Raw genomic sequence first — 22,720 nt, forward strand, 5'->3', positions numbered from 1 at the left:
CCTGCTGTAAACCGGGGAAATCAGTGTTCCCACGGTATACAGCAGGGGTAAGGATCAGAACTTGGACTGACGGATCTTTTCGGCTTCCCCGGATGAATTGAGAGTATCCAGCGCAGCCTGAAGCTTGGCGATCGTGGCATCGTCGATTTCCTTGTTACAGGCAAGACCCATAACATTCTCGCGGATGTCGATCACTTTTTCGATTTCCACGCCGGCGTCCTTGGCCAGCTTGATCCCCGAAATATCGGTTGTGGCCCACGCGTCGATACGCCCGGCCTGCAGCTTTTTCGGGTTGGCATCATCGCCGGGGGCTTCGTCAACAGTGAAGCCTTGGCTCTTCATGTAGTTGGCCACGGCGTCCCCGACATAGCCACCGATCTTCTTGCCTTTCAGATCGTCCATGGATGCAGCCGTCAGGGCGTTGCCCTTGGCCTTGTAGACCACCCACTTCACGGTTTCCACGGGCGTGACCCACTTGAACAGGGGCTTGCGCTCGTCGGTGACGGTGGTCGAATAAACGCAGTTGTCTTTCTGCGTCAGGGCTGTGTTGTAGGCCCGGTTCCATGGCCCGAGGGCAATGGTGTAGGGGACCTGTGCAGCCTGTGCAGCCCGTTCCACAATTTGGGTGGCCGTGCCGGCAACCTTGCCATCCTTGGCATAGTTGTAGGGGAACCATTCTTCAGTATTGAAGGTCAAGGTCTGGGCTGCAGCCACACCCGGTGCCACGAGCAGGGCAAGAGCAGGCAAAAAGCGTTTGAACATCAGGACACTCCCCGTTTTTGATGGGCTTAATCACAGAAATTCCACTCGCCACGCGCCGGATGATTAAACTACTAATTTTTATCCAAGGTCAATATGTTATCTGTAATATGCGTTCATATGTATTTAGTTTTTGTGTCGTTTTTCTATTTTTTATCGCTTCTTATTTTTTCCACTTCACCATTTTTATTCATTGCATCCAGTGAGTCCTGAAGTTTTTTTATAGTAACATCATCAATTGACTTGTTGCAGGCCAACCCCATGGGGCGTTCGCTGACAACAAGAAGGGGTTCAACGTCTATGCCGGCTTCCTTGGACAGTTTGGGGCCAAGAAAGTCTGATGTGGCCCAGGCATCGATCCGCTTGGTGCGCAGGCGCATGGGGTTCAGGCTGTCTGTTGTGGTTTCATCGACCCGGAAGCCGCGCAGCTTCAGATAGGATGCTGATGCATCGCCGCTGTACCCACCAATGGTATGCTCCTTGAGATCATCAAGGGTTTTGGCTGTCAGGGGGCTATCCTTCAGCTTGTAGATGACCATCCGCATGGTGTCTATGGGCAGGACCCATTTGAAAAGATCTTTCCGCTCTTCGCTGAAGATCGCTGAAAAGACACAATTGTTGTTCTGGCTCAGGGCATTGCTGAAAGACTGCTGCCAAGGACCGGTGACCAGGCGGTACGAAACACCTGCTTTTTCTGCCATCAAGGCGACAATGCGCGTTGATGTTCCGGTGATCTTGCCATTTTCCAGATAATTGTACGGGTAATAGTCTTCTGTATTGAAGATCAGGGGCTCTGATCTGGCAGCATGGGAGGCCAATACCAGAACAAGGATGACAGGAACGCGAAAGCTGGTCATGAGTCTTGATCCTTGTGCTGTCGCCCGGGATCAGAGCTTGGATTTGCGGATGGCATCGGCTTCGCCGGATGCATTGAGCTCGTTCAGGGCTTTTTGCATGGCCATAACGGCGTTGTCATCGACCATTTTGTTGCATGCCAGCCCCAATTCGTTGTCGCGGATCGGAAGTACCAGTTCGATCTCGACTTCGCTGTCCTGAGCCAGTTTCAGCCCCGAGGCATCGTAGGTAGCCCACACATCAATGCGTCCGGCTTCCAGTTTGCGGGGGTTGATGTGATCGCTGGCGGCTTCCTCCACCTTGAAGTCATTGTTTTTCAGATAGGTGGCAATGGCATCACCCAGATAGCCGCCAAACACGCGGTTGCGCAGGTCTTCCAGGGATTTGGCCTCTATCAGGCTTCCCTTTTTCTTGTAGACAACCCAGCGGGCATTCTCGATGGGAGCAACCCATTTGAACAGGGGCCGGCGTTCCTCGGTGATATTGGTGGAATACACACAATGATTGGGAAGCGTCAGCGCATTGTTATAGGAGCGGTTCCACGGGCCGAGCGTAATCGTATAGGGAATACCGGCCTTGCTGGCGATACGTTTGACCAGCTCGGTTGCTGTGCCGACCACACTGTCGCCCTTGGCGTAATTATAGGGAAACCACTCTTCGGTGTTGAAGATCAGTGTTTGCCCCTGGGCCATGGCCGTACCGGGTTTTACCGCCGGTCCGATGACAAGGGTGGCCAGAAGGGCAATGGCAGAAAATGACTTCATGGTGGTATCCCCTGTGAACCGGTCAGATTATTTCAGAATTTGGACTGGCGTATTTTGTCGGCCTCGCCGGAGGCGTTGATGGCATCCAGCGCAGCCTGTAGCTTGGCAATAATGGCATCATCGGTGGCCAGGTTGCAGGCCAGTCCCAGATCATTCTCGCTGAAGACCAGGGCTGGTTCTATCTCCACTCCGGCCTCACGGGCCTGACGAACCGATGTATCGGCTGTTGCCCACAAATCGATACGGCCACTTTTCAGTTTGCTGGCATTGACGTAATCAGCCGGCGCTTCTTCTACGGTCAGGCCACGCGCTTCCAGATACTCGACCTCGACCGATCCCTTGTAGCTGCCGATCTTCATATTTTTCACGTCGGACAAGGATGTGGTTGTGAGGCTGTTTCCGCGCAGCTTGAACAAGACCAGGCGGGTTCTTTCAATGGGGGCGACCCATTTGAACAGGGGTTTGCGTTCATCGGTGATGACGGTGGAGAACACGCAGTTTCCCGGGTGGTTCAGGGCGGTGTTATAGGACCGGTTCCATGGCCCCAGAACGGTTTCATAATCAATGTCTGCGTTCTTGGCGATCAGGCGGACAATGTCGGTGGATGTGCCTGCAACCCGCCCGTTTTCCATATAGTTGTAGGGTGCCCATTCTTCTGTGTTGAACACAAGCGGCTGTGCACCGGCTGGTGCACACGCAAGCACCAGACTGAGGAAAAGGACAGGGCCACGGCATTCCGGCATTGTAACAGTTCCCCTTGTTACAGGTCCAAAATCACGGGACAGGCGTTTGGTATCGGGACCGGCGTATCTCTTCAGCCTCTCCGGATGCGTTAAGCTGGTCAAGAGCCTCCTGCAACCGTTCGATGATATGGTCATCAATATTTTTGTTACACGCCAACCCGATGACATTCTCAGCAAAGACCAGCGCTTCCTCGACCTCTATACCGGCCTCGCGGGCCACCTGTTCGTCGCCTTCGCCGCCGGCCCACAGGTCTATACGCCCTGTCTTCAGTTTGTTCATGTTGACGTAATCGCTGTTGGCTTCCTCGACCTCGATGTTGGCGTCGCGCAGGTAACCAACCCAGATGTCGTTGCTGTACGATCCAATCTTCTTGCCGCGCAGGTCCTCCAGGGACAGTGCCTTGAAGGGATCGCCCTTGAGTTTGTAGATCACGGATTTGCTGATTTCGATCGGCATAACCCATTTGAAAAGAGGTTCCCTGGCTTCGGTAAACTTTGTTGAGAAGACGCAGTGCCCATCCTGGTGCAGAGCATTGTTGTAACTCTTTTTCCAGGGGCCGACGATGATGTCATACGCAATGTCGGCATCTTTGGCGATGCGTCGCACAATATCAGCCGATGTTCCGACAACCTTCCCGTCCTGGAAGTAGTTGAACGGAGGCGATTCTTCCGTATTGAACACAAGTCGCCCGGCCCCGGCCGGGACCGGGGCAAGAGCCATAAAACAGGCCACAAGGGCGCTGGTATGGCTGCAGAGATGTCTAGGGCCGGGCATACTGTCTACTCTTGCATCTGGAACTTGCTTTGCCGGATCTTGTCGGCTTCGCCCGATGCAATCAGGTCGTCCAGTGCTTTCTGCATTTTGGCGATCACGGCATCATCAACCGATTTGTTGCAGGCCAGTCCCAGCGGATGTTCATGGGCAACCATCACTTCCTCGACCTCCACACCGGCTTCCTTGGCCAGTTTCAGGCCGGATGTATCGGTTGTGATCCAGGCATCGATGCGCCCGGTTACCAGTTTCTTTGGATTGACGTTGTCTGCCGGGGCTTCATCCACGGTGAAACCTTTGCTCTTCAGGAATTCAGCCGCGGCATCATCGGTATAGCTGCCGATTTTCTTGCCCTTTAGATCATCCAGTGATGATGCGGTCAGGGGTTTGCCCTTGAGTTTGTAGATGATCAGCCGGGTTGTATCGATGGGATACACCCATTTGAACAGGGGCTTTCTTTCGTCGGTGACAGCAGTGGTATAAACACACTTGCCGGGGAGGTTCAGGGCCTCGGTGTAGGATTTGTTCCACGGGCCAAGCACAATTTCATATTCAACGTCGGCATTCTTGCCGATCAGCTTGATCAGTTCGGTCGATGACCCGACAACCTTTCCGTTTTTGGTGTAGTTGTAGGGAAACCAGTCCTCGGTATTGAAGGTCAGAGGTGCTGCTGTCGCGGTAAGGGGTAGAAAGGCTGCAAGCACAACCGGGATAAAGCGTTTCGTCATGGAGTGCACTCCGCATCCGTATGGGAAAGGCAGGGGGCAGGGTGTCTGTACAGGGATGACGCAACAAAAGCCCGGAGCGCCGGAGCAGGGCACCGTACGGGGCTGTCCTGTCAGCTTCAGGGCAGGACGATGAATCATCAAGATATTTCTATCCGGTGTCCTGAAGGGTATTCTGCCCGGTCATGACGCCTATATGCGGTGTGGTGGTGGATTTTGAACAGGACTGTCGGAAAAAGGGCTGTATTTTTGTGCCGGGACAGGCAATCTGGCGGCCTGTTTCTGTTCGCTTGGGTTTGATGATTGTGTCCAGATTGTCCGAAACGGTTCCTGTTGCATCCCCATCTGTCCGCAAGGGGCTGATTCGCCGCCTGTATGACTGGACCCTGCGTGTGGCGGAGGGCCCCCGGGCCATCCCGGTTCTGGGGTTGGTTTCCTTTGCCGAGGCTTCGTTCTTTCCGGTTCCCCCAGATCCCATCCTGATGGCGGTGGCCCTGTCTAGGCCAGACCGGGCTATACGGGCGGCCCTGTGGTGTACCCTTATGTCTGTTCTGGGGGGGCTTTTTGGTTATGCGATCGGCGCAGGCCTGTACGAGCTGGTCGGCCGGCCGATTATCGAGGCCTATCGCCTGCAGGATGCCTTTGACGTGTTTCGTGACGGTTTTGCGGAATGGGGTGCCTGGATTATTGTGGCAAAGGGCTTGACGCCCATTCCCTTCAAGCTGGTTACGATCGCTGGCGGTGTGGCGCAGATGAATCTGCCGGCGTTTGTTCTGGCCTGTGCCTTGACCCGTGGTGCCCGTTTCCTGTTTGTGGCCTGGCTGTTCCGCATGTACGGTACCAAGGCCAGAACGGTGATCGACACCCACTTCTACCCGCTGTTCTGGGGGGGGATGTTTGTTCTGGCCCTAGGGATCGGGGCTGTTTTCCTGTTCTAGGGCGGGTCGCTCAGAGCGGCGTTGCCACCTGTTCCCTGTACGTGATGGTTGCCCCATGGTGCGGGCAGCCCGCAGCCACCAGGTCCAGAATGGGTACGGCATGAACCTCTGGCGGGGGCAGGGTTTGCGGATCCTCCCCCGGGAATGCCTGTTCCCGCATCCGGGTACGGGTGCCGCCCGGGTCATACAGGTTGACCCGCAGCGGGGTTTGCCTGACTTCTTCCGCCCAAGTTCTGACCAGAACCTCCAGAGCAGCCTTGGATGCGGCGTAGGGACCCCAGTAAGCCCGTGGTGCCCGCGCGACCGAGCTGGTCACAAACACCGCCCGCCCGGCATCGGAAAGGCGCAGCAGCGGATCCACATAACGGATCAGCTCCCAGTTGACGCGCAGGTTGGTGTTCATCACATCGTCGAACGTCTTGGGCTTGATGTGCCCGACCGGTCCCAGTTGCCCCAGAAGACCGGCATTGCCAACCAGAATGTCCAGCCGTCCGAACCTTTGGTACAGGGCGGCGGCCATCTGGTCGATCCGGTCGGTTTTGCGTAGGTCTTCGGGCACCAGAACTAGGCGGGTTCCGCATGCGGCATGGACTTCATCGTCCAGCTCTTCCAGAGCCCCCTGTGTGCGGGCAACGGCCACAACGGTGGCGCCCTCGGTGGCGAGGTGGCGGGCAAGGGCCCGCCCGATCCCGCGGGAGGCCCCGGTTACCAGGGCAATCCGCCCTTCCAGTCGTTTGCTCACGGCTGTTCAGATCCTTGTGTAGTCAGATGCTACGGCGGTGTTCGTTCAGGCGGGATACCACCCGCAGGGTATCTGGCGTGGCCAGATCGGTCAGTTTCGAGACATAATCGCCGGTAAAGCAGGCATCACAGAAACCGGGGTTCTGTTCGTTCCGTCCGGGCTGGCCGGCGGCACGGTACAGGCCATCGACCGAAATAAAGGCCAGACTGTCTACCCCCAGGATGCGAGCCATGCCCGGAACATCAAAGCGGGAGGCCAGCAGTTTCTCCCGTTCCGGCGTGTCGATCCCGAAATAGCACGGGTGGGCCGTTGGGGGAGACGAAATTCGCAGGTGTACCTCGGCGGCACCGGCTTGGCGGACCATGTCCACGATCTTGGTGGAGGTTGTGCCACGCACGATGCTGTCATCAACCAGGACCACCCGCTTGCCTTCCAGATACAGACGGTTGGCGTTGTGTTTGCGCCGTACGCCGATATCGCGGGTTTTCTGGGTCGGCTGGATAAAGGTCCGCCCGACATAATGGTTGCGGATGATCCCCAGTTCGAAGGGGATGCCGCTTTCCTGGGCATATCCCAAGGCAGCGGGAATGCCGGAATCTGGAACCGGCACCACAACATCGGCCGTAACCGGGGCTTCCCGCGCCAGTTCCATGCCGATTTTTTTGCGCATGTCATAGACACTCAGCCCTTCGCAGACGGAATCCGGACGGGCAAAGTAGATGTATTCAAAAATACAGAACCGCCGTCCGACCGTGGGGAAAGGCCGCATGGACCGCAGGCCGGCACGGTTGATCACCACCATTTCCCCGGGCTCGATATCCCGCACGTATTCGGCGCTGATGATATCCAGTGCGCAGGTTTCCGATGCAAACAGGGTGGCATCGCCATGGCTGCCCAGCACCAAGGGGCGGAAACCGTGTGGATCCCGCACCCCAATCAGGGTATCGGCGGTCATGACCACAAGGGAGAAGGCCCCTTCCACCTGGGACAGGGCATCGATCAGGCGGTCTTCCACCGAAGCCTTGCGTGACCGGGCCATCAGCTGGATGATCACCTCGGTATCGCTGGTGGACTGGAAGATACAGCCCTGCTGGACCAGCTGGTGGCGCAGGGTCAGCGCATTGGTCAGGTTGCCGTTATGGGCAAGGGCAATGCCGCCACAGGCCAGGTCGGCGTACAGGGGCTGGACATTGCGCAGGGCCGTATCGCCCGACGTGGAGTAACGCACGTGACCAATGGCCATGGTTCCCGGCAGGCCTGGGATCCCGGCCTCGGGCCGGAAGACCCGGTGGACGTGCCCCAGTCCCTTGTGGGTATGGAAGTTCTCTCCGTCGCAGGACACAACCCCCGCCGCTTCCTGGCCACGGTGTTGCAGGGCATGCAGGCCAAGAGCTGTGTGCGCTGCGGCGTCAGGGTCGGAAAAAATACCGAAAACGCCGCACTCTTCCTGCGGCTTGTCGTCATCCGGGCTATTCAGAGGAAACGGAAACGCAGGAAATTTGACCATCATGGCCTCTCGTCGGGGGGCTGCCGGGATGCTTCGTCCTGGAACAACTGGTCCAGGCTGCTGCTGGCTGCGCTGTCATACCCCGGTTGCAGCGTTGGGGCAAGCGCTGGGGTGGGTGATCCAGATGTTGTGCTTGGGCTTGGGCGGGACAGTTTGTCGTACAGGGCCTTGGCTTCTATGGCCCGGCGCACGTCTTCTTGGGTCTGGCGTGTCAGGCCACGGGCCTTGGCTTCTTCTGTCTTCAGATGGTCGGGGATCAGGGATCGCAGGGCATCGGTACCGGCTTCGACCAGTGGCAGGGTCCGGGCGCCGGATATCCACTGTGGCCGTCCTTCTGCCGTCGGATAAACCCATGACAGGACCATAAAGGCAAAGGCCATGACGACAACCCCCCGGGCCAGGCCGAACAGGAAGCCAAGCGAGCGGTCAAGGGAGTTCAGGCGGCTGCCCTGAACCTGGCCAGACAGGGCCTTGGTCAGAAGCGATAAGGTGACAAGGGTTACCAGAAACAGGCCAACCGCAGCGGCTCCATCAGCGGCCCAAGGCAGGGGAATGGCATCGCGTGCAAAGGGACGGGCCAACGGAAATCCGTACATGGCAGCAAATCCGGCCCCGACCCAGGCGGCAATGGCTAGCACCTCGTGTACAAAGCCCCGGAAAAAGGCCAAGGCGGCGGAAATCAGCACCACGGCCAGGACAACAAGATCCAGAAAGGTCAAGGGCACAGAGTCCATCATGGTAATCCCCGGGCAGTGCCGGACAGGTATCCGGCTGTTTTGTAGTCTCAGGCTTCCGCGTCACAGTCCTGCTTGCGCAGGGCCTTTGCAGGGAACAGGGCAACTAGGTCCTGCAAATGACCGATTTCCCGTACGGCCATGCCATCTACAGTGCCGGTTCCCCCGCGTGCGCCGGGTTTCTGGCGCCGGCGCGGAGACAGCGCCTCGGCAAAGCCAAGCTTGGCGGCTTCCTTCAGGCGGGCTTCACCTTGGGTTACCGCCCGGATTTCCCCGGACAGGCCGACTTCACCGAAAACGGCAAGATCAGCTGGGACCGGCGTACCGCAGGCTGCCGACACCAAGGCGGCTGCAACGGCCAAGTCGGCGGCCGGTTCACCGATCCGCAACCCCCCGGCAACATTCAGATATACGTCATTTGATCCCAGGGCAAGGCCGCAACGTGCCTCCAGTACCGCCATAATCATGGACAGGCGGCTGCTGTCCCACCCGACCACGGCCCGGCGGGGTGACCCCCCCCCGGACGAGGAGACCAGGGCCTGTATTTCCACCAGCACCGGGCGGGTGCCCTCTATGCCGGCAAACACGCAGCTGCCCGAGATATTTCCACGCCGTTCGGCCAAGAACAGCGCCGAGGGGTTGAGAACTTCCCCTAGGCCGGTGTCGGTCATCTCAAACACGCCGATTTCGTCGGTGGCACCAAAGCGGTTTTTCACCGCCCGGAGGATCCGGAAATGGTGTCCGCGTTCACCTTCGAAATACAGGACGGTATCGACCATGTGTTCCATCACCCGTGGTCCGGCCAAGGCACCTTCCTTGGTGACATGCCCGACCAGGAACAGGGCAAAGCCGCGTCGTTTGGCCAGTCGGATCAGTTCGTGCGAGCAGGCACGGACTTGGGCCACGCTGCCCGGGGCTGAATCTAGGGTGTCCAGGTACATGGTCTGGATAGAGTCAATCACCACCACCTGCGGGCGATCATTCTCTTCCAGAGTGGCAACAATGTCCCCGACATTGGTGGCCGATGCCAGCCCGACGGTAGCCGGCGACAGACCCAGACGGGCGGCGCGCAGACGGACCTGATCAACGGCTTCCTCGCCGGAGATATAGGCAACCTTCAGCCCGGTTCCGGCCAGTGCAGCCGCAGCCTGCAGCAAAAGGGTGGATTTGCCGATACCGGGATCGCCACCCACCAGAAGAGCCGACCCGGGGACTAGGCCACCCCCGCAGACCCGGTCCAGTTCGGCAATACCGGTAGGCATGCGCGGGGGGATCTTGCTTTGTCCTTCCAGACCGACCAGATCGATCCGGCGCCCCGACTTTGCACCGGCCATGGCTTTTGGTCCCGTGCCGGGGCGATTTTCCTCCACCAGGGTATTCCATTCTCCGCACCCGTCACAACGGCCGGCCCAGCGGGGGAACACGCTGCCACAGCTTTGGCAGGAAAACTGGCTTGCCGCCCGTGCCACGGGGTCAGGCCCTGACCGTCATCTGGATCGGCCCTTCGGCCCGACCGTGTACAAACTGGTCAACAAATGGATTGCCGGATTCAAATACCTGTGCGGCAGTGCCGGTCCAGATCATCCGCCCTTGGTACAGCATGGCAATGCGGTCGGCGATTTTACGTGCCGAGGTCATGTCGTGGGTAATGGTGACAGCCGTGGCTCCCAGTTCCCGTACGCACTTGATGATCAGGTCGTTGATCACATCGGCCATGATCGGGTCCAGCCCGGTTGTCGGTTCGTCGAAGAAGATGATTTCTGGTTCCCCGGCAATGGCGCGGGCCAGTCCGACACGCTTTTGCATGCCGCCGGACAGTTCTGACGGGTGAAGATCGGCGACATCTTCCCCCAGGCCGACTTGGGCCAGTTTTTCCAGTGCCCGGTTCCGTGCCCGTGCCCTGTCCATCTGTCCACCCTGGATCAGTCCAAAGGCTACATTTTCCCAGACCGGCAGGGAATCAAACAGGGCCGCCCCCTGGAACAGCATGCCGAATTTGCGGGACATGCGGTCGCGGGCGCGTGAGCCAAGGCGTGTCATCTCCGCCCCGTCAACACGGATAGATCCTCGGTCCGGTTTCATCAGGCCAAGGATGCACTTCAGCAGGACGGACTTCCCCGTTCCTGATCCTCCGATGACAACGACGTTCTCGCCACGCATGACATCCAGCGTGACGCCGTTGAGAACCGTCTTGCTTCCAAAAGATTTGCTGACATCGGTCAGGCTGATCTTGGGCGGGTTGTCTGCCGTGGGTGTGGTCATTGGGTGAAGAACAACTCCGTCATCATGTAATTGAAGATCAGGATCAGGATCGAGGCTGAAACCACGGCGTTGCGGGTGGCCTGTCCAACTCCCTGTGCGCCGCGATCGGAGTAGTATCCGTTGTAGCAGCCGGTCAGGGAAATGAGGAAGCCGAATACCCCGGCCTTGACCAGCCCGGATATGACATCCATCGCCTGCACGTATTCCCAAGTCCGCTGGATATAGATAGCCGGGTTGGAGCCAAGCTTCCACGTTCCGATCATATAACCGCCGAACACCCCGATGATATCACCGACCAGAACCAACAGCGGCAGCATCAGGGTGGCTGCTAGGACACGGGGTACAACCAGATAACGGAACGGGTTTGTGCACAGCGTGGTCAGGGCGTCAATCTGTTCGGTAACGCGCATTGTCCCCAGTTCGGCCGCCATCGAGGCCCCGACGCGACCGGCCACCATCAGCCCGGCCAGAACAGGCCCCAGTTCCCGGGTCATGGAAATCACCACAACGGTGGCTACGGCGCTTTCAGCCGAAAAGCGGGCAAACCCGGTATAGCTTTGTAGAGCCAAGACCATGCCGGAAAACAGGGTGGTCAGGCCCACCACGGGCAGGGAATAGTACCCGATCTCCACCATCTGGCGCACCAAGGACCGCATGTAAAGCGGCGGCGTAAGGCAATGGAACAGCACAACTCCGGTAAAGACCGACAGCCGTCCGGCCCGTTCCACAAAGCTCAGGAACACGCGCCCGACCAGGGCCATGAAATCAAGGGCAGTATCCACATGGGGGGACGTGTTCATCAGGTCAGCTTCCGGTCCAGGTGCGTGTGTAGCGACCGGACAGCCCGGTCAGAATTTCATAGCCCAATGTACCAGCTTCGGCAGCCAAGCTGTCGATGCCGTGGTGTGCATCCAGCACGGTCACGTAATCCCCGGGGCAGACAGAGCCGGCGGGGAGGGCCGAAATATCAAATGTGATCAGGTCCATGGAAACCCGTCCCAGGATCGGAACCCTAGCCCCGTGTATCATCCCGCTTCCTTGGTCCCCCAAGGTACGCAGCAGCCCGTCTGCATAGCCAGCAGCGACGATCGCCAAGCGCATGCCCGGACTTACCGGGCGGGTTGCACCATAGCCAACCGTTCCTGCAGTGTCAATTTCCCGGACCTGGAGAACCCTCAGGTCAAGGCGTACCACCGGGTGCATCGGGTTGGATTGTCCGGGGACCGGGTTGCCCCCGTACAGGGCAATGCCCGGGCGCCCGAGGTCGAACAGGAAATCATCCCCACGGAACATGCCAGCCGAATTGGACAAGGAGGCTACTGCACCCGGGAACCGTGCCCGTGCGGTGGCAAAGCGTTGCTGTTGAAGGGCATTGAGGGGGTGCCCCGGCTCGTCGGCGCAGGCTAGGTGTGACATGATAACGGCCGGTGAGCAGGAGTCAGGCAGGGCCATGAAAGCAGACAAGGGCACGCCCAGCCGGTTCATGCCGGTATCTACATGCAGTGTAAACGGCCTGCCGGGGGCATGCGTTTGCCAGGCAGCCAGCTGTTCAGGCGTGTTTAGAACCGGAGTCAGGTGGTGAGCCGTCAACTCGGCCCCATCATCCAGAGGACCGGTCAGGACGTGAATGGCCACATCCGGATCGGGCAGGACCCGGCGCAGGGCGATCCCTTCTCCGGGCATGGCGACAAAGAACACCCGGCATCCCCTGCGGGCAAGGGCAGGGGCAATCTGTGTTGCACCCAGCCCGTAACAGTCCGCCTTGACCACGGCACCACAGTCACGCCCGTTGCCCATGCGCCGGCGCATGGTGTCCCAGTTCCGGACTACGGCAGAGACATCGATGGTCAGCAAGCCACCGGTGCGGATCCGCTCCTGTTCAATGACGGTCATGGGGCAGGTGGTCCGGGGCAATGTAATTACCGAATTTTGTATAGTTGCCGTCAAAGTACAGGTTCACGGTGCCGATGGGGCCGTGACGCTGCTTGGCAACAATGACTTCGGCCACGTTGTGGGCTTTTTCGCATCGCTCCATCCATACCCGGTGGCGTTCCTGGAAACGGTCTTCGTTTTCATCACCCTTCCGGGCCGGTTCGGCACGGGACAGGTAATATTCCTCGCGGTAGACAAACATCACCACGTCGGCATCTTGCTCGATAGAGCCTGACTCACGCAGGTCCGACAGCTGTGGTCGTTTGTCGTCCCGCTGTTCCACCGCACGGGAAAGCTGGGACAGGGCAATGACCGGCACGTTCAGCTCCTTGGCCAAGGCCTTCAGGCCGCGGGTGATGGCCGAAACCTCGTTGACCCGGTTTTCACTGCGGACCCCGGGCGTTCCGGACAGAAGCTGCAGATAGTCAATCACCACCAGGCCTAGGCCATGCTGGCGGGCCAGCCGCCGACAGCGCGTGCGTACGGCCGAGACCGACAGCGCCGGTGTATCATCAATATAAAGGGGCAGGGTGTGCAGGTCTTGGCTGATCTGCACCATACGCTTGAAATCTTCCTTGGATAGTTCCCCGGTGCGGATCTTGTGGGAACTGATCTCCGCTTCCTGTGCCAAAAGACGGGTGGCCAGCTGTTCGGCGGACATTTCCAGCGAAAAGAAGGCAACCTTGGCCCCGTCAATAACCTCGCGGTTGCCGGAGGCATCCACGCGCTCCTTGTACAGGCGGGCGGCATTGAACGCGATGTTGGTGGCTAGGGCGGTTTTCCCCATCGACGGACGCCCTGCCAAGATCAGAAGGTCGGACGGGTGCAGCCCGCCCAGCTTTTTGTCCAAGTCGGTCAGTGCCGTGGGAACGCCAGACAACTGCCCTTCACGGCGGTGGGCGGCTTCGGCCATGCTGACCGCCGTGTTGAGCGCCAGCCGGAACTCCTGGAATCCTCCCTCCTGATGGCCGGTGGTGGCCAAGTCATAGAGTTTTTGTTCCGCGCCTTCGATCTGGTTCATGGCGGTGCGTTCGAAATCCACCACAAACGCATCGTTGACCATGCTCTGGCCAAGATCGATCAATTCCCGCCGCAGCGCCAGATCATGGATCAGGCGCCCGTAATCCGCAGCGTTGACAATGGTGACCACGGCATTGGCCAGCTGCGCCAGGTACTGTGGGCCGCCGGCGTCCTGTAGAAGGGGGTCCTGCTCCAGATAGGCTTTCAGGGTCAGCGGGTTGGCAATGTGCCCCTGTTCGATCAGGCGCCCGCATGTTGCATAGATGCGCGCATGCAGGACATTGCTGAAATGGTCGGGCGTCAGGAACTCGCTGACCCGTTCATAGGCGCGGTTGGACTGGAAGATCGCGCCGAGCAGGGCCTGCTCGGCTTCGATATTGTGCGGTGGCACGCGAAGGACGGAATCCCGGTCCGGGGCGTCCGGTGCAGAGGTCGAGGCGGAATAACTGTTCATGGGGCGGAGAATACACCGGCTTTTCATCCGCGCCAAAGCTCTTCTTTGGCGAAAACAGAACCTGTCTGGTGGGATGTGCGCACAGGTTCCGTTCCGGTTCCGGATATGTGTCTGTCAGTCGTGATGGGGTAACGTTGTTGCATGAAAAAACCGCCCCGGTCCGGGGCGGTTTTCATGGCAACAGGTGCTTGGGCCAAGTGGCTCAGGCTTCTGTTTCGTCGCCTTCTTCCAGAACGCTGTCCTCGAAGATTTCTTCAGCGGGGGCAGCCTGCTCTTCGCTGGCGACCTTCTGCTGTTCTTCTGCCTCGGCAGCAGAACGGGCGATTACAACCGCCACATCCACCGATACTTCCGGGTGCAGGCTGACAGGCACTGTATAGCTTCCCAGGCTCTTCAGCGGCGTGTTCAGGATAACCTGGCGACGCTCGACCTTGTAGCCGGCTTCGCGCAGGGCTTCCTGGATGTCACGTGCTGCGACGGAACCATAAAGGTGCCCGCCTTCGGATGCCTGGCGGATCAGGACGACGCGGACGCCGTCCATCTTTGCGGCAACCGCTGCGGCTTCATCGCGACGCTTCAGGTTGACAGCCTCGATCTCTGCGCGCTGGCGCTCGAAGTAGGCCATATTGTCCTTGTTTGCGCGCAGAGCCTTGCGCTGCGGCAGCAGGAAGTTGCGGGCATATCCGGACTTGACCCGGACAACATCGCCCATCTGGCCAAGTTTTTCGATGCGTTCAAGCAGAATCAGTTCCATGGACCGTGCTCCCTTACTTCACGACGTAAGGCAGCAGGGCCATGAAGCGTGCGCGCTTGATGGCGCGGGCCAGCTCACGCTGCTTTTTTGCCGAAACTGCAGTGATGCGGGATGGAACGATCTTGCCGCGCTCGGAAATGTAGCGCTGCAGGAGCTTGATGTCCTTGTAGTCAATTGTCGGCGCACCATTGCCCGAGAAGGGGCAGGTCTTGCGGCGGCGGAAAAACGGACGACGGGGCGCAGCCATCAGTTGACTCCCTCGGCACGGTCGTTGCGGTCATTGCGGAAGCCGCCTTCACGGGGGCCGCGGTCTTCACGCGGGCCACGGTCGTTGCGGAAGCCGCCTTCACGGGGGCCACGCGGACCACGGGGGCCACGCTGCTCGCGCTCTCCCTTCTGCTGCAGGATGGCCGAAGGACCTTCCTCTAGGGCATCAACACGCAGGGTCATGTAGCGCAGCACGTCTTCATTGAGACGCATGACGCGTTCCATTTCTAGGACAGCATCGGCTGGTGCATCGATGTGCAGCAGGACGTAGTGACCCTTGCGGTTCTTGCTGACCCGGTAAGCCAAGCTGCGCAGGCCCCAGAATTCTTTTTTGGCAATTTTGCCACCGCGTTCGGTGACAATGCCGGAAAGCTCATCGGCCAAGGTTTCCACCTGCTGGGTGGAGATATCCTGGCGGGCGATAAGCACGCTTTCGTACAAAGGCATTATATAAACCCCTTCTGGATTCTCTTCCCGCACCCCGTATCTTGGGGGCTGCGAGCATAGCCGGACCATCCGGCAAGGAGTAACGAAGGGCGGCACTATACGCCATTTTGCCCGGCAGGCAAGCAAAACCGGGCCATTCGGGCAGCTGTTTCCGGGTATTTGGGGGCAGGTGGACACTTTCTGTTTGTTTTCCATCGTTTGGCGAATGCTGCATGACGGTATGACTTGACATCGGCGTCCGGGGTCATCACCTTCGCCGCGTTCTTTCAATTCATGTCCGGAACAAAGGTCAGTACTACGGATGTTACGTGCATTTGTTTTTCCCGGCCAGGGGTCACAGGCCGTCGGTATGGGGCGTGCGCTGGGTGATGCGTTTCCGGTTGCCCGGGCGGTTTATCAGGAAGTTGATGACGCCTTGGGCCAGAATCTGTCTGCCCTGATGGCCGAGGGGCCGGGCGACGCGCTGACCCTGACCGAAAATGCCCAGCCGGCCCTTATGGCCGTTTCAATGGCGGTTGTCCGGATTCTGGAAAGCCGGGGCCTTGATCTGGCAACAGCCGCTTCATTCGTTGCCGGGCATTCCCTGGGCGAATACGCGGCCCTGTGTGCCGCGGGCGCTCTGAGCATAACGGATACAGCCCGGTTGTTGCGGATTCGGGGCCGGGCCATGCAGCAGGCGGTTCCGGTCGGGGAAGGTGCCATGGCCGCCTTGTTGGGTCTCGATCTTGAGGAAGCCCGCGCCATTGCTGCCGAGGCTGCCCGTGACGGGGGAGTGTGCCAGGCCGCCAATGACAACGCGCCAGGGCAGGTCGTGATATCGGGAAGCCTTGCCGCAGTTGAACGGGCCATTGCAATTGCTGTGGGGCGTGGTGCTAGGCGGCCAGTCATGTTGCCGGTGTCGGCGCCTTTCCACTGCGCCCTGATGCAGCCTGCGGCCGATGCCATGGCCGAGGCTCTGGCGTCTGTTGCCATCGCACCGCCTGTGGTGCCGGTTGTGGCCAATGTGACAGCGACCGCTGTGCAGGACCCGGACACCATTCGGCGCCTTCTGGTCGAGCAGGTTACCGGCGCAGTGCGCTGGCGCGAAAGTGTTTTGTACATGAAAGAGCAGGGTGTGACAGAGCTGGTTGAATGTGGTGCCGGCAAGGTCCTGACAGGGCTGGCCCGGCGTATCGACCGCGACATGTCTGCGCAGGCCCTGAACACACCGGAGGATATCGATGCTTTCTTCACCACATCTGTCGCCTGATGCATCTGTCGGGTTTTGCGCCGGGGAATCGGACAAGGAAAAGGGCCAGCCATGTTTGATCTGAGCGGTGCCTGCGCCCTGATTACCGGGGCCTCGGGTGGCATTGGCGGGGCTGTGGCCCGTGCCCTGCACGCCCGGGGGGCTGTTGTCGCCCTGTCCGGAACGCGCCGTGATGCGCTGGAACAGGTGGCGGCCGAGCTGGGAGAGCGGGCGTTCGTAACGCCGGCAAACCTGTCGGATCCGGATTCGGTTGCAGCCCTGGTGCCCGCTGCCGAAGCAGCTATGGGTAAGGTGGATATCCTGGTTAACAACGCCGGCTTGACCCGTGACAACCTGGCCCTGCGTCTCAAGGACGAAGACTGGGATTCGGTGCTGCGTGTCAACCTGACCAGCTCGTTCCAGCTGGCCCGTTCCTGCCTGAAGGGGATGATGAAGCGCCGTTTTGGACGCATCGTTTCTGTGACCTCGATTGTCGGCGTGACCGGGAATCCGGGGCAGTGCAACTATGCGGCATCGAAAGCCGGCCTGATCGGGATGTCGAAAAGTCTGGCGGCCGAGGTTGCCTCACGCGGGATTACCGTCAACTGTGTAGCCCCGGGTTTTATCGCCACGGCCATGACGGAAAGTCTGCCCGAAGCCCACAAGGAAAAGCTGAACGCAGGCATTCCTGCTGGTCATATGGGGTCTGCAGATGATATTGCAGCGGCTGTTGTCTACCTTGCCTCGCGCGAGGCGGGGTATGTGACGGGCCAGACCCTGCATGTCAACGGCGGCATGGCCATGATCTGACAAGGATTCCCGTCAGGGCGCTGTATTGGTGTTCTGCGGGTCTGGTATTGTGTTCTGTCCTGTGTTAGGTCAGAACGCTTGCAGCCGGATCTGGTGACGAAGATCGGGGCTGGTGCCCGGATTTTACTTGACCGGATGCGTTATTAAGTTCAAATCGGGCCAGCTTCGGATCCTGTGTTCCCGAAGCGGCCAAAAACTGAAACCGAGGAACAGACGAATGAGCAACGTCGCCGAGCGCGTGAAGAAGATTGTGATCGAACAGCTGAGCGTAGAGGCCGAAAAGGTGACCGAAACCGCCAGCTTCATCAACGATCTGGGTGCCGACAGCTTGGATACCGTCGAGCTGGTCATGGCATTCGAGGAAGAATTCGGCGTCGAAATCCCTGATGATGCAGCCGAAAAAATCCAGACCGTGAAGGATGCTATTTCCTTCATCGAGGCCAACGCGGCCTGATTTTACGGCACAAGTCTGCCGGCTTTGGGGTGGTTTCCACGGTGTGGGGCCATACCCGGAGCCTGCGGATTTGTTACCGTTTCTCAGGAACAATAACGGAAACAGTGTGTGATGAGGCGAGTGGTCATTACCGGGCTGGGTATGGTTACCCCGCTGGGTAGCGGTGTCCGGGGAAACTGGGAGCAGATTCTGAAGGGCGTGTCGGGTGTTCGGCCTATCGAGCGTTTTGACGTTGGCGATTTGCCGGCCCGCATTGCCGGCCAGGTGCCGGTAGAGGACAGTCATCCGTGGCGCTTCGACCCCGATGCGATAGCCGCAGCCAAAGAACGGCGCCGTATGGATGACTTTATCGTCTACGGGCTTGCGGCTGCGATCGAAGCTGTCGAAGATTCCGGGTGGATGCCTTCCGACGAGGAAGAGCGCGAGCGGACCGGTGTTATTATCGGGTCCGGTATCGGTGGATTGCCGAGCATTTCGGAATCGACCCTGACCCTTGCCAACAACGGCCCGCGCAAGATCAGCCCGTTCTTTATTCCGTCTTCCCTTATCAACCTGGTCTCCGGGCATGTGTCGATCCGTTATGGATTCAGGGGACCGAACCATGCCGTGGTGACGGCCTGTTCAACCGGTGCCCATGCTATTGGTGATGCGTCGCGTATTATCAAGTACGGTGATGCCGATGTCATGGTTGCTGGTGGTGCCGAGGCAGCTGTCTGCCGTTTGGGGATTGCCGGATTTGCCTCTGCTAGGGCCTTGTCCACGGGTTACAATGATACGCCGGAAACGGCATCCCGGCCTTGGGACAAGGGGCGTGATGGCTTTGTCATGGGTGAAGGGGCCGGGGTTCTGGTTCTGGAAGAGTATGAGCATGCCCGCCGGCGCGGTGCGAAGATTTATGCCGAGGTTCTGGGATACGGGATGTCCGGTGATGCCCACCACATTACGGCTCCGGCCGAGGATGGAAACGGTGCGTTCCGCGCCATGCGCAACGCGTTGCGGGATGCCCGCTTGGATGTCTCGGGTGTGGATTATATCAATGCCCATGGTACATCAACCCCGCTGGGCGATGAAATCGAGCTGGGGGCGGTGAAACGTCTGTTTGGTGAACAGGCACGGGCCTTGTCCATGTCGTCGACCAAATCCTCTATCGGTCACTTGTTGGGTGCTGCCGGTGCTGTTGAGGCAATTTATACTGTCAAGGCCTTGCAGGATCAGGTGTGTCCGCCGACATTGAATCTGAATGATCCGCTGGATGGGTGTGATGTTGATCTGGTGCCCAATCAGGCCAAGCAACGTTCGATCAAGGTGGCGATGTCAAACTCCTTCGGGTTTGGCGGGACCAACGCCTCCTTGGTGATCGGGGCAGTTTGATCCGGGGTTTTCCGGTTATTGACAAGAAGGAACCGCCGGGCATGGGCTGCGGCGGTTCTTTGATTCTGGTATAGGGTTGGTTGGGCTTTCGGGATGGGTGTCGTGCGGTTTCTGGGGAAATTATTCTTTCTGTGTGCCGGTGTGTTGGTGGTCTGTGCGGGCATCTTTGCTTTCCGGGTTCACCAGCGTTATGGAGAGCCGGGATTGCATGAGCAGGATGTTGTGGTCCTGATTCCGCGTGGATCGGGTTTGGCTGGCATCGCGGAACGTCTGCATGGGGCAGGGCTATTGCCCGGGCGTCTGGATACCGAGATCTTCCTGCTGTCAGCCCGGATCGACGGGCGCAGTGCATCGCTGAAGGCCGGCGAATATGCCATTCCTGCGGGAGCATCGATGGCGGCTGTTCTTGATCAGCTGGCTGCCGGAACGGGTATGGTTCGTTATCCTTTAACCATTCCGGAGGGCTTGACGACCGCAGAAGTGCTTAGTCGTGTGCGCGATATGGCTGTTCTTGATGGAGAGCTGACGGTTTCTCCGGGAGAAGGCACCCTGTTGCCGGAAACATGGCAGATTATGCGTGGGGACAGCCGCGATGCGGTGGTGCGCCGTATGATGGGGGCGATGGATGATACCCTTGAGGCGTTGTGGTCACAGCGGGTAGAGGGACTTCCGCTGCAGGACCGGCGGCAGGCGTTGATCCTGGCGTCTGTTGTCGAGAAGGAAACCGCTGTTCCCGGCGAACGCCCACGGGTTGCCGCGGTTTTTATCAATCGGTTGCGTCTGGGGATGCCTCTTCAGTCTGATCCAACGGTTATCTATGGTCTCAGCCCGGATGATGGCAGCTTGGACAGGGCACTGCTGCGCAAGGATCTGGAGCAGGATCACCCGTGGAATACCTATACCCGTCCGGGGCTTCCGGTTGGCCCCATTGCCAACCCGGGGCGGGAGTCCATTGCAGCTGTTCTGGCACCGGCACAGACAAAGGACCTGTACTTTGTTGCTGACGGTACGGGCGGGCATGTCTTTGCCGAGACCTTGGACGAGCATAACCGTAACGTTGCCCGCTGGCGCAAGATCAGTCGGGGCAAGGAAAGGGCCGATGCCCGCTAGCCGACGGGCCAGTATCCTTGCTGTTCCATGCCCCGGTCGTTCACCAACCACACTGCCCATGATGACGCAGCAGGTGATCGGCCAACGTGACGGCTACCATGGCTTCAGCCACGGGAACGGCGCGAATGCCGACGCAGGGGTCATGCCGCCCGGTCGTGCGGATGGTGATGTCCTGTCCGTCGTGATCCACGCTGCGTCTGGGGGTCAGGATAGAGGATGTCGGCTTGACGGCTAGGCGCACGACAATAGGTTGACCACTGGAAATGCCGCCCAGAATACCACCGGCATGATTGGACAGGAATGCGATACCCCCCTTGTCGGTCTGCCGCATTTCGTCGGCATTGTCTTCCCCGGACAGGGCTGCTGCCGCGAAGCCGTCGCCGATTTCCACCCCTTTGACCGCGTTGATGGACATCATGGCCCGGGCCAGGTCGGCATCCAGCTTGTCATAGACGGGTTCCCCCAGCCCGGCCGGAACGTTCTCGGCAATGACCTCGATAATGGCACCGCAGGATGAACCCGCCTTGCGGACCTCTTCCAGCCTGCCTTCCCATTCCGCTGCGGCAACGGCATCGGGACAGAAGAAGGGGTTTTGCCCCACCGTGTTCCAGTTCCAGCGGTTGCGGTCAATCCGGTGAGGGCCCATTTGCACCATGGCACCGCGTATGGAAATCCCGTGGGGGACAAGGTGGTCCAGAACCTTGCGGGCAATGGCACCGGCAGCCACCCGCATTGCCGTTTCACGTGCCGATGAACGCCCACCACCGCGATAATCCCTGATGCCATACTTCAGCTGGTAAGTCAGGTCAGCATGCCCGGGGCGGAACTGGTTGGCGATGTCCCCATAATCCCGGGAGCGCTGGTCGACATTCTCCACCAGAAGCCCGATCGGCGTTCCGGTCGTCTGCCCATCGAACACCCCGGACAGGATCTTGACTGTATCAGGCTCCCGCCGCTGGGTCACAAAGCGGCTTGTGCCGGGTTTCCGCTGGTCCATCCATGTCTGGATGTCCTCTTCGGACAGGGGGATGCGGGGGGGAACGCCATCCACCACACATCCCAAGGCCGGCCCATGGCTTTCACCGAATGTCGTGAACCGGAACATGGTTCCAAAGCTGTTGCCGGCCACGTGTCTCAGTCCTTCCGGAACTGGCCGAGCAGGTCTGACAGATCGCCGGCGCTGGCCGGGTTGAGCATGCCAACCGTGTGATAGCCTGCATCGACATGATGGATTTCTCCGGTCACGCCCGAGGACAGGTCGGACAGCAGGTACAGGCCGGAATGACCGACATCGTCAATCGAAACATTCGTTCGCAGCGGGGCATTCAGTTCATTCCAGCGCAGGATCAGGCGGAAATCACCGATGCCGCTGGCGGCCAAGGTCTTGATCGGGCCGGCGGATATGGCGTTGACGCGGATCTTTTCGCCGCCTAGGTCAACGGCAAGATAGCGGACGCTGGCTTCCAGGGCAGCCTTGGCCACGCCCATGACGTTGTAGTGCGGCATCACCTGTTCGGCACCGTAATAGGACAACGTCAGCAGGGAACCACCGTTTTTCATCAGCGGGCGGGCGCGCCGGGCCACCTCGGTAAAGGAATAGACCGAGACGTGCATACAGTTCAGGAAATTGTCCAGGCTGGTGTTGTAATAGGGGCCTTTCAGCTCTTCCTTGTCGGAAAAGGCGATGGCGTGGATGACAAAGTCCAGTTGCCCCCATTCCTTTTCAAGGGTGGAAAAGCAGGCTTCCAGGCTGTCGGCATTGGTAACATCGCAGGGCAGAACCAAGGAACTGCCAACTCCGGCGGCCAGGGGGCGCACACGTTTCTCTAGGGCTTCCCCCTGAAAGGTAAAGGCAAGTTCAGCCCCGTGGGCTGCACAGGCGCGGGCGATCCCCCAAGCAATGGAGCGGTCGTTGGCAACGCCCATGACCAGGCCTTTTTTATTGGCCATCAGCGGCGCGGGAACATTCATCAGGACCTCTTAGCAGCGGTGAGACAACAAGCGGCTCTGCCAGCAGGCAGAAGGGCGGCATCCTACACCAGTTGTTGTGGACGTCAAAGGACCTGCATGGT

25 protein-coding genes are annotated in these 22,720 nt (G+C 59.3%); 6 read left to right on the forward strand and 19 right to left on the reverse strand.

Translation table 11 applies throughout. The annotated features are described in order from the left end of the window. Positions 1 to 54: 54 nt before the first annotated feature. The 6 genes from AY555_RS05775 to AY555_RS05800 all read right to left on the reverse strand — a co-directional run bounded on the left by AY555_RS05775 (position 55) and on the right by AY555_RS05800 (position 4,621). Positions 55 to 762, reverse strand: coding sequence for a substrate-binding periplasmic protein (locus AY555_RS05775; protein ID WP_066134590.1), 708 nt, complete (start codon positions 760 to 762; stop codon positions 55 to 57). Between the two features lie 143 nt (positions 763 to 905). Beyond that, positions 906 to 1,616: a substrate-binding periplasmic protein gene (locus AY555_RS05780; RefSeq protein WP_066134593.1), complete on the reverse strand. Its 711-nt coding sequence runs from the start codon at positions 1,614 to 1,616 to the stop codon at positions 906 to 908. A 30-nt stretch (positions 1,617 to 1,646) separates the two neighbouring features. Next, a complete protein-coding gene (locus tag AY555_RS05785; RefSeq protein WP_066134595.1) occupies positions 1,647 to 2,378 on the reverse strand; it encodes a substrate-binding periplasmic protein in 732 nt (243 codons plus the stop codon). Positions 2,379 to 2,410: 32 nt separating this feature from the next. Continuing rightward, positions 2,411 to 3,121, reverse strand: coding sequence for a substrate-binding periplasmic protein (locus tag AY555_RS05790; RefSeq protein WP_066134599.1), 711 nt, complete (start codon positions 3,119 to 3,121; stop codon positions 2,411 to 2,413). A 31-nt stretch (positions 3,122 to 3,152) separates the two neighbouring features. Then, entirely contained in the window at positions 3,153 to 3,896 is a 744-nt protein-coding gene (locus AY555_RS05795) for a substrate-binding periplasmic protein (protein ID WP_066134602.1), read from the reverse strand. Between the two features lie 5 nt (positions 3,897 to 3,901). Continuing rightward, a complete protein-coding gene (locus AY555_RS05800; RefSeq protein WP_066134605.1) occupies positions 3,902 to 4,621 on the reverse strand; it encodes a substrate-binding periplasmic protein in 720 nt (239 codons plus the stop codon). Between the two features lie 182 nt (positions 4,622 to 4,803). On the opposite strand from AY555_RS05800, the gene AY555_RS05805 reads away from it, so the two are divergent. Beyond that, positions 4,804 to 5,556, forward strand: a complete 753-nt coding sequence (locus AY555_RS05805) for a YqaA family protein (protein ID WP_245176889.1) — start codon at positions 4,804 to 4,806, stop codon at positions 5,554 to 5,556. A 10-nt stretch (positions 5,557 to 5,566) separates the two neighbouring features. On the opposite strand, the gene AY555_RS05810 is transcribed toward AY555_RS05805, so the two are convergent. From AY555_RS05810 to rpsF, 11 genes are all read right to left on the reverse strand, one after another. Continuing rightward, on the reverse strand, positions 5,567 to 6,298 hold the full coding sequence (locus tag AY555_RS05810) for an SDR family NAD(P)-dependent oxidoreductase (protein ID WP_066134608.1): 732 nt from the start codon (positions 6,296 to 6,298) through the stop codon (positions 5,567 to 5,569). A 22-nt stretch (positions 6,299 to 6,320) separates the two neighbouring features. Continuing rightward, positions 6,321 to 7,805, reverse strand: coding sequence for an amidophosphoribosyltransferase (gene purF, locus AY555_RS05815; RefSeq protein ID WP_066136662.1), 1,485 nt, complete (start codon positions 7,803 to 7,805; stop codon positions 6,321 to 6,323). After that, positions 7,805 to 8,542, reverse strand: coding sequence for a CvpA family protein (locus AY555_RS05820; protein ID WP_066134612.1), 738 nt, complete (start codon positions 8,540 to 8,542; stop codon positions 7,805 to 7,807). Before AY555_RS05820 ends, purF begins: the two co-directional genes overlap by 1 nt. A 47-nt stretch (positions 8,543 to 8,589) precedes the next feature. Beyond that, positions 8,590 to 10,008, reverse strand: coding sequence for a DNA repair protein RadA (radA, locus tag AY555_RS05825; protein ID WP_066134615.1), 1,419 nt, complete (start codon positions 10,006 to 10,008; stop codon positions 8,590 to 8,592). A gap of 4 nt (positions 10,009 to 10,012) precedes the next feature. Next, on the reverse strand, positions 10,013 to 10,801 hold the full coding sequence (locus tag AY555_RS05830; protein WP_066134618.1) for an ABC transporter ATP-binding protein: 789 nt from the start codon (positions 10,799 to 10,801) through the stop codon (positions 10,013 to 10,015). Next, positions 10,798 to 11,601 carry an MlaE family ABC transporter permease gene (locus tag AY555_RS05835; protein ID WP_066134621.1) on the reverse strand — a complete coding sequence of 268 codons (804 nt, stop codon included), beginning with the start codon at positions 11,599 to 11,601 and terminating at the stop codon, positions 10,798 to 10,800. Before AY555_RS05835 ends, AY555_RS05830 begins: the two co-directional genes overlap by 4 nt. A gap of 4 nt (positions 11,602 to 11,605) precedes the next feature. Further along, a complete protein-coding gene (alr, locus tag AY555_RS05840) occupies positions 11,606 to 12,694 on the reverse strand; it encodes an alanine racemase (RefSeq protein WP_066134624.1) in 1,089 nt (362 codons plus the stop codon). Further along, positions 12,681 to 14,207 carry a replicative DNA helicase gene (locus AY555_RS05845; protein WP_066136665.1) on the reverse strand — a complete coding sequence of 509 codons (1,527 nt, stop codon included), beginning with the start codon at positions 14,205 to 14,207 and terminating at the stop codon, positions 12,681 to 12,683. Before AY555_RS05845 ends, alr begins: the two co-directional genes overlap by 14 nt. Before the next feature lie 202 nt (positions 14,208 to 14,409). After that, a complete protein-coding gene (rplI, locus tag AY555_RS05850) occupies positions 14,410 to 14,961 on the reverse strand; it encodes a 50S ribosomal protein L9 (protein WP_066134627.1) in 552 nt (183 codons plus the stop codon). 13 nt (positions 14,962 to 14,974) lie between these two features. Continuing rightward, complete coding sequence (rpsR, locus tag AY555_RS05855; protein ID WP_066134630.1) at positions 14,975 to 15,211, reverse strand: 30S ribosomal protein S18; 237 nt, start codon at positions 15,209 to 15,211, stop codon at positions 14,975 to 14,977. Beyond that, positions 15,208 to 15,675: a 30S ribosomal protein S6 gene (gene rpsF, locus AY555_RS05860; protein ID WP_066134633.1), complete on the reverse strand. Its 468-nt coding sequence runs from the start codon at positions 15,673 to 15,675 to the stop codon at positions 15,208 to 15,210. The genes rpsR and rpsF overlap by 4 nt, the downstream gene beginning before the upstream one ends. 301 nt (positions 15,676 to 15,976) lie before the next feature. Between rpsF and fabD the strand changes: the two genes are divergently transcribed. The 5 genes from fabD (at position 15,977) to mltG (ending at position 20,648) form a co-directional block, all read left to right on the forward strand. After that, a complete protein-coding gene (gene fabD, locus AY555_RS05865) occupies positions 15,977 to 16,924 on the forward strand; it encodes an ACP S-malonyltransferase (RefSeq protein WP_066134637.1) in 948 nt (315 codons plus the stop codon). A gap of 51 nt (positions 16,925 to 16,975) precedes the next feature. Next, on the forward strand, positions 16,976 to 17,713 hold the full coding sequence (gene fabG, locus AY555_RS05870) for a 3-oxoacyl-[acyl-carrier-protein] reductase (protein WP_066134642.1): 738 nt from the start codon (positions 16,976 to 16,978) through the stop codon (positions 17,711 to 17,713). A gap of 217 nt (positions 17,714 to 17,930) precedes the next feature. Beyond that, positions 17,931 to 18,167, forward strand: coding sequence for an acyl carrier protein (locus AY555_RS05875; RefSeq protein ID WP_066134645.1), 237 nt, complete (start codon positions 17,931 to 17,933; stop codon positions 18,165 to 18,167). 111 nt (positions 18,168 to 18,278) lie between these two features. Continuing rightward, positions 18,279 to 19,538, forward strand: coding sequence for a beta-ketoacyl-ACP synthase II (gene fabF, locus AY555_RS05880; RefSeq protein WP_066134648.1), 1,260 nt, complete (start codon positions 18,279 to 18,281; stop codon positions 19,536 to 19,538). A gap of 102 nt (positions 19,539 to 19,640) precedes the next feature. Next, positions 19,641 to 20,648 (forward strand): endolytic transglycosylase MltG, encoded by a 1,008-nt coding sequence (gene mltG / locus AY555_RS05885; RefSeq protein ID WP_245176890.1) that lies wholly within the window; start codon positions 19,641 to 19,643, stop codon positions 20,646 to 20,648. Positions 20,649 to 20,688: 40 nt separating this feature from the next. Here the strand turns inward: mltG and aroC are convergent, their stop codons facing one another. Next, positions 20,689 to 21,777, reverse strand: coding sequence for a chorismate synthase (aroC, locus tag AY555_RS05890; protein WP_066134655.1), 1,089 nt, complete (start codon positions 21,775 to 21,777; stop codon positions 20,689 to 20,691). 5 nt (positions 21,778 to 21,782) lie between these two features. Further along, positions 21,783 to 22,619: an enoyl-ACP reductase FabI gene (gene fabI, locus AY555_RS05895; protein ID WP_066134658.1), complete on the reverse strand. Its 837-nt coding sequence runs from the start codon at positions 22,617 to 22,619 to the stop codon at positions 21,783 to 21,785. Between the last annotated feature and the right edge of the window lie 101 nt (positions 22,620 to 22,720).

The organism is Haematospirillum jordaniae (assembly GCF_001611975.1).
Lineage (GTDB): Bacteria > Pseudomonadota > Alphaproteobacteria > Rhodospirillales > Rhodospirillaceae > Haematospirillum > Haematospirillum jordaniae.

Bases quoted from the DNA above. Each gene is read 5' to 3' on its own strand.
- AY555_RS05775 (WP_066134590.1), bottom strand. From the start codon at position 762: ATGTTCAAACGCTTTTTGCCTGCTCTTGCCCTGCTCGTGGCACCGGGT.
- AY555_RS05780 (WP_066134593.1), bottom strand. From the start codon at position 1,616: ATGACCAGCTTTCGCGTTCCTGTCATCCTTGTTCTGGTATTGGCCTCC.
- AY555_RS05785 (WP_066134595.1), bottom strand. From the start codon at position 2,378: ATGAAGTCATTTTCTGCCATTGCCCTTCTGGCCACCCTTGTCATCGGA.
- AY555_RS05790 (WP_066134599.1), bottom strand. From the start codon at position 3,121: ATGCCGGAATGCCGTGGCCCTGTCCTTTTCCTCAGTCTGGTGCTTGCG.
- AY555_RS05795 (WP_066134602.1), bottom strand. From the start codon at position 3,896: ATGCCCGGCCCTAGACATCTCTGCAGCCATACCAGCGCCCTTGTGGCC.
- AY555_RS05800 (WP_066134605.1), bottom strand. From the start codon at position 4,621: ATGACGAAACGCTTTATCCCGGTTGTGCTTGCAGCCTTTCTACCCCTT.
- AY555_RS05805 (WP_245176889.1), top strand. From the start codon at position 4,804: ATGACGCCTATATGCGGTGTGGTGGTGGATTTTGAACAGGACTGTCGG.
- purF (WP_066136662.1), bottom strand. From the start codon at position 7,805: ATGGTCAAATTTCCTGCGTTTCCGTTTCCTCTGAATAGCCCGGATGAC.
- AY555_RS05820 (WP_066134612.1), bottom strand. From the start codon at position 8,542: ATGATGGACTCTGTGCCCTTGACCTTTCTGGATCTTGTTGTCCTGGCC.
- AY555_RS05830 (WP_066134618.1), bottom strand. From the start codon at position 10,801: ATGACCACACCCACGGCAGACAACCCGCCCAAGATCAGCCTGACCGAT.
- AY555_RS05835 (WP_066134621.1), bottom strand. From the start codon at position 11,601: ATGAACACGTCCCCCCATGTGGATACTGCCCTTGATTTCATGGCCCTG.
- alr (WP_066134624.1), bottom strand. From the start codon at position 12,694: ATGACCGTCATTGAACAGGAGCGGATCCGCACCGGTGGCTTGCTGACC.
- AY555_RS05845 (WP_066136665.1), bottom strand. From the start codon at position 14,207: ATGAACAGTTATTCCGCCTCGACCTCTGCACCGGACGCCCCGGACCGG.
- rplI (WP_066134627.1), bottom strand. From the start codon at position 14,961: ATGGAACTGATTCTGCTTGAACGCATCGAAAAACTTGGCCAGATGGGC.
- rpsF (WP_066134633.1), bottom strand. From the start codon at position 15,675: ATGCCTTTGTACGAAAGCGTGCTTATCGCCCGCCAGGATATCTCCACC.
- fabD (WP_066134637.1), top strand. From the start codon at position 15,977: ATGTTACGTGCATTTGTTTTTCCCGGCCAGGGGTCACAGGCCGTCGGT.
- fabG (WP_066134642.1), top strand. From the start codon at position 16,976: ATGTTTGATCTGAGCGGTGCCTGCGCCCTGATTACCGGGGCCTCGGGT.
- AY555_RS05875 (WP_066134645.1), top strand. From the start codon at position 17,931: ATGAGCAACGTCGCCGAGCGCGTGAAGAAGATTGTGATCGAACAGCTG.
- fabF (WP_066134648.1), top strand. From the start codon at position 18,279: ATGAGGCGAGTGGTCATTACCGGGCTGGGTATGGTTACCCCGCTGGGT.
- fabI (WP_066134658.1), bottom strand. From the start codon at position 22,619: ATGAATGTTCCCGCGCCGCTGATGGCCAATAAAAAAGGCCTGGTCATG.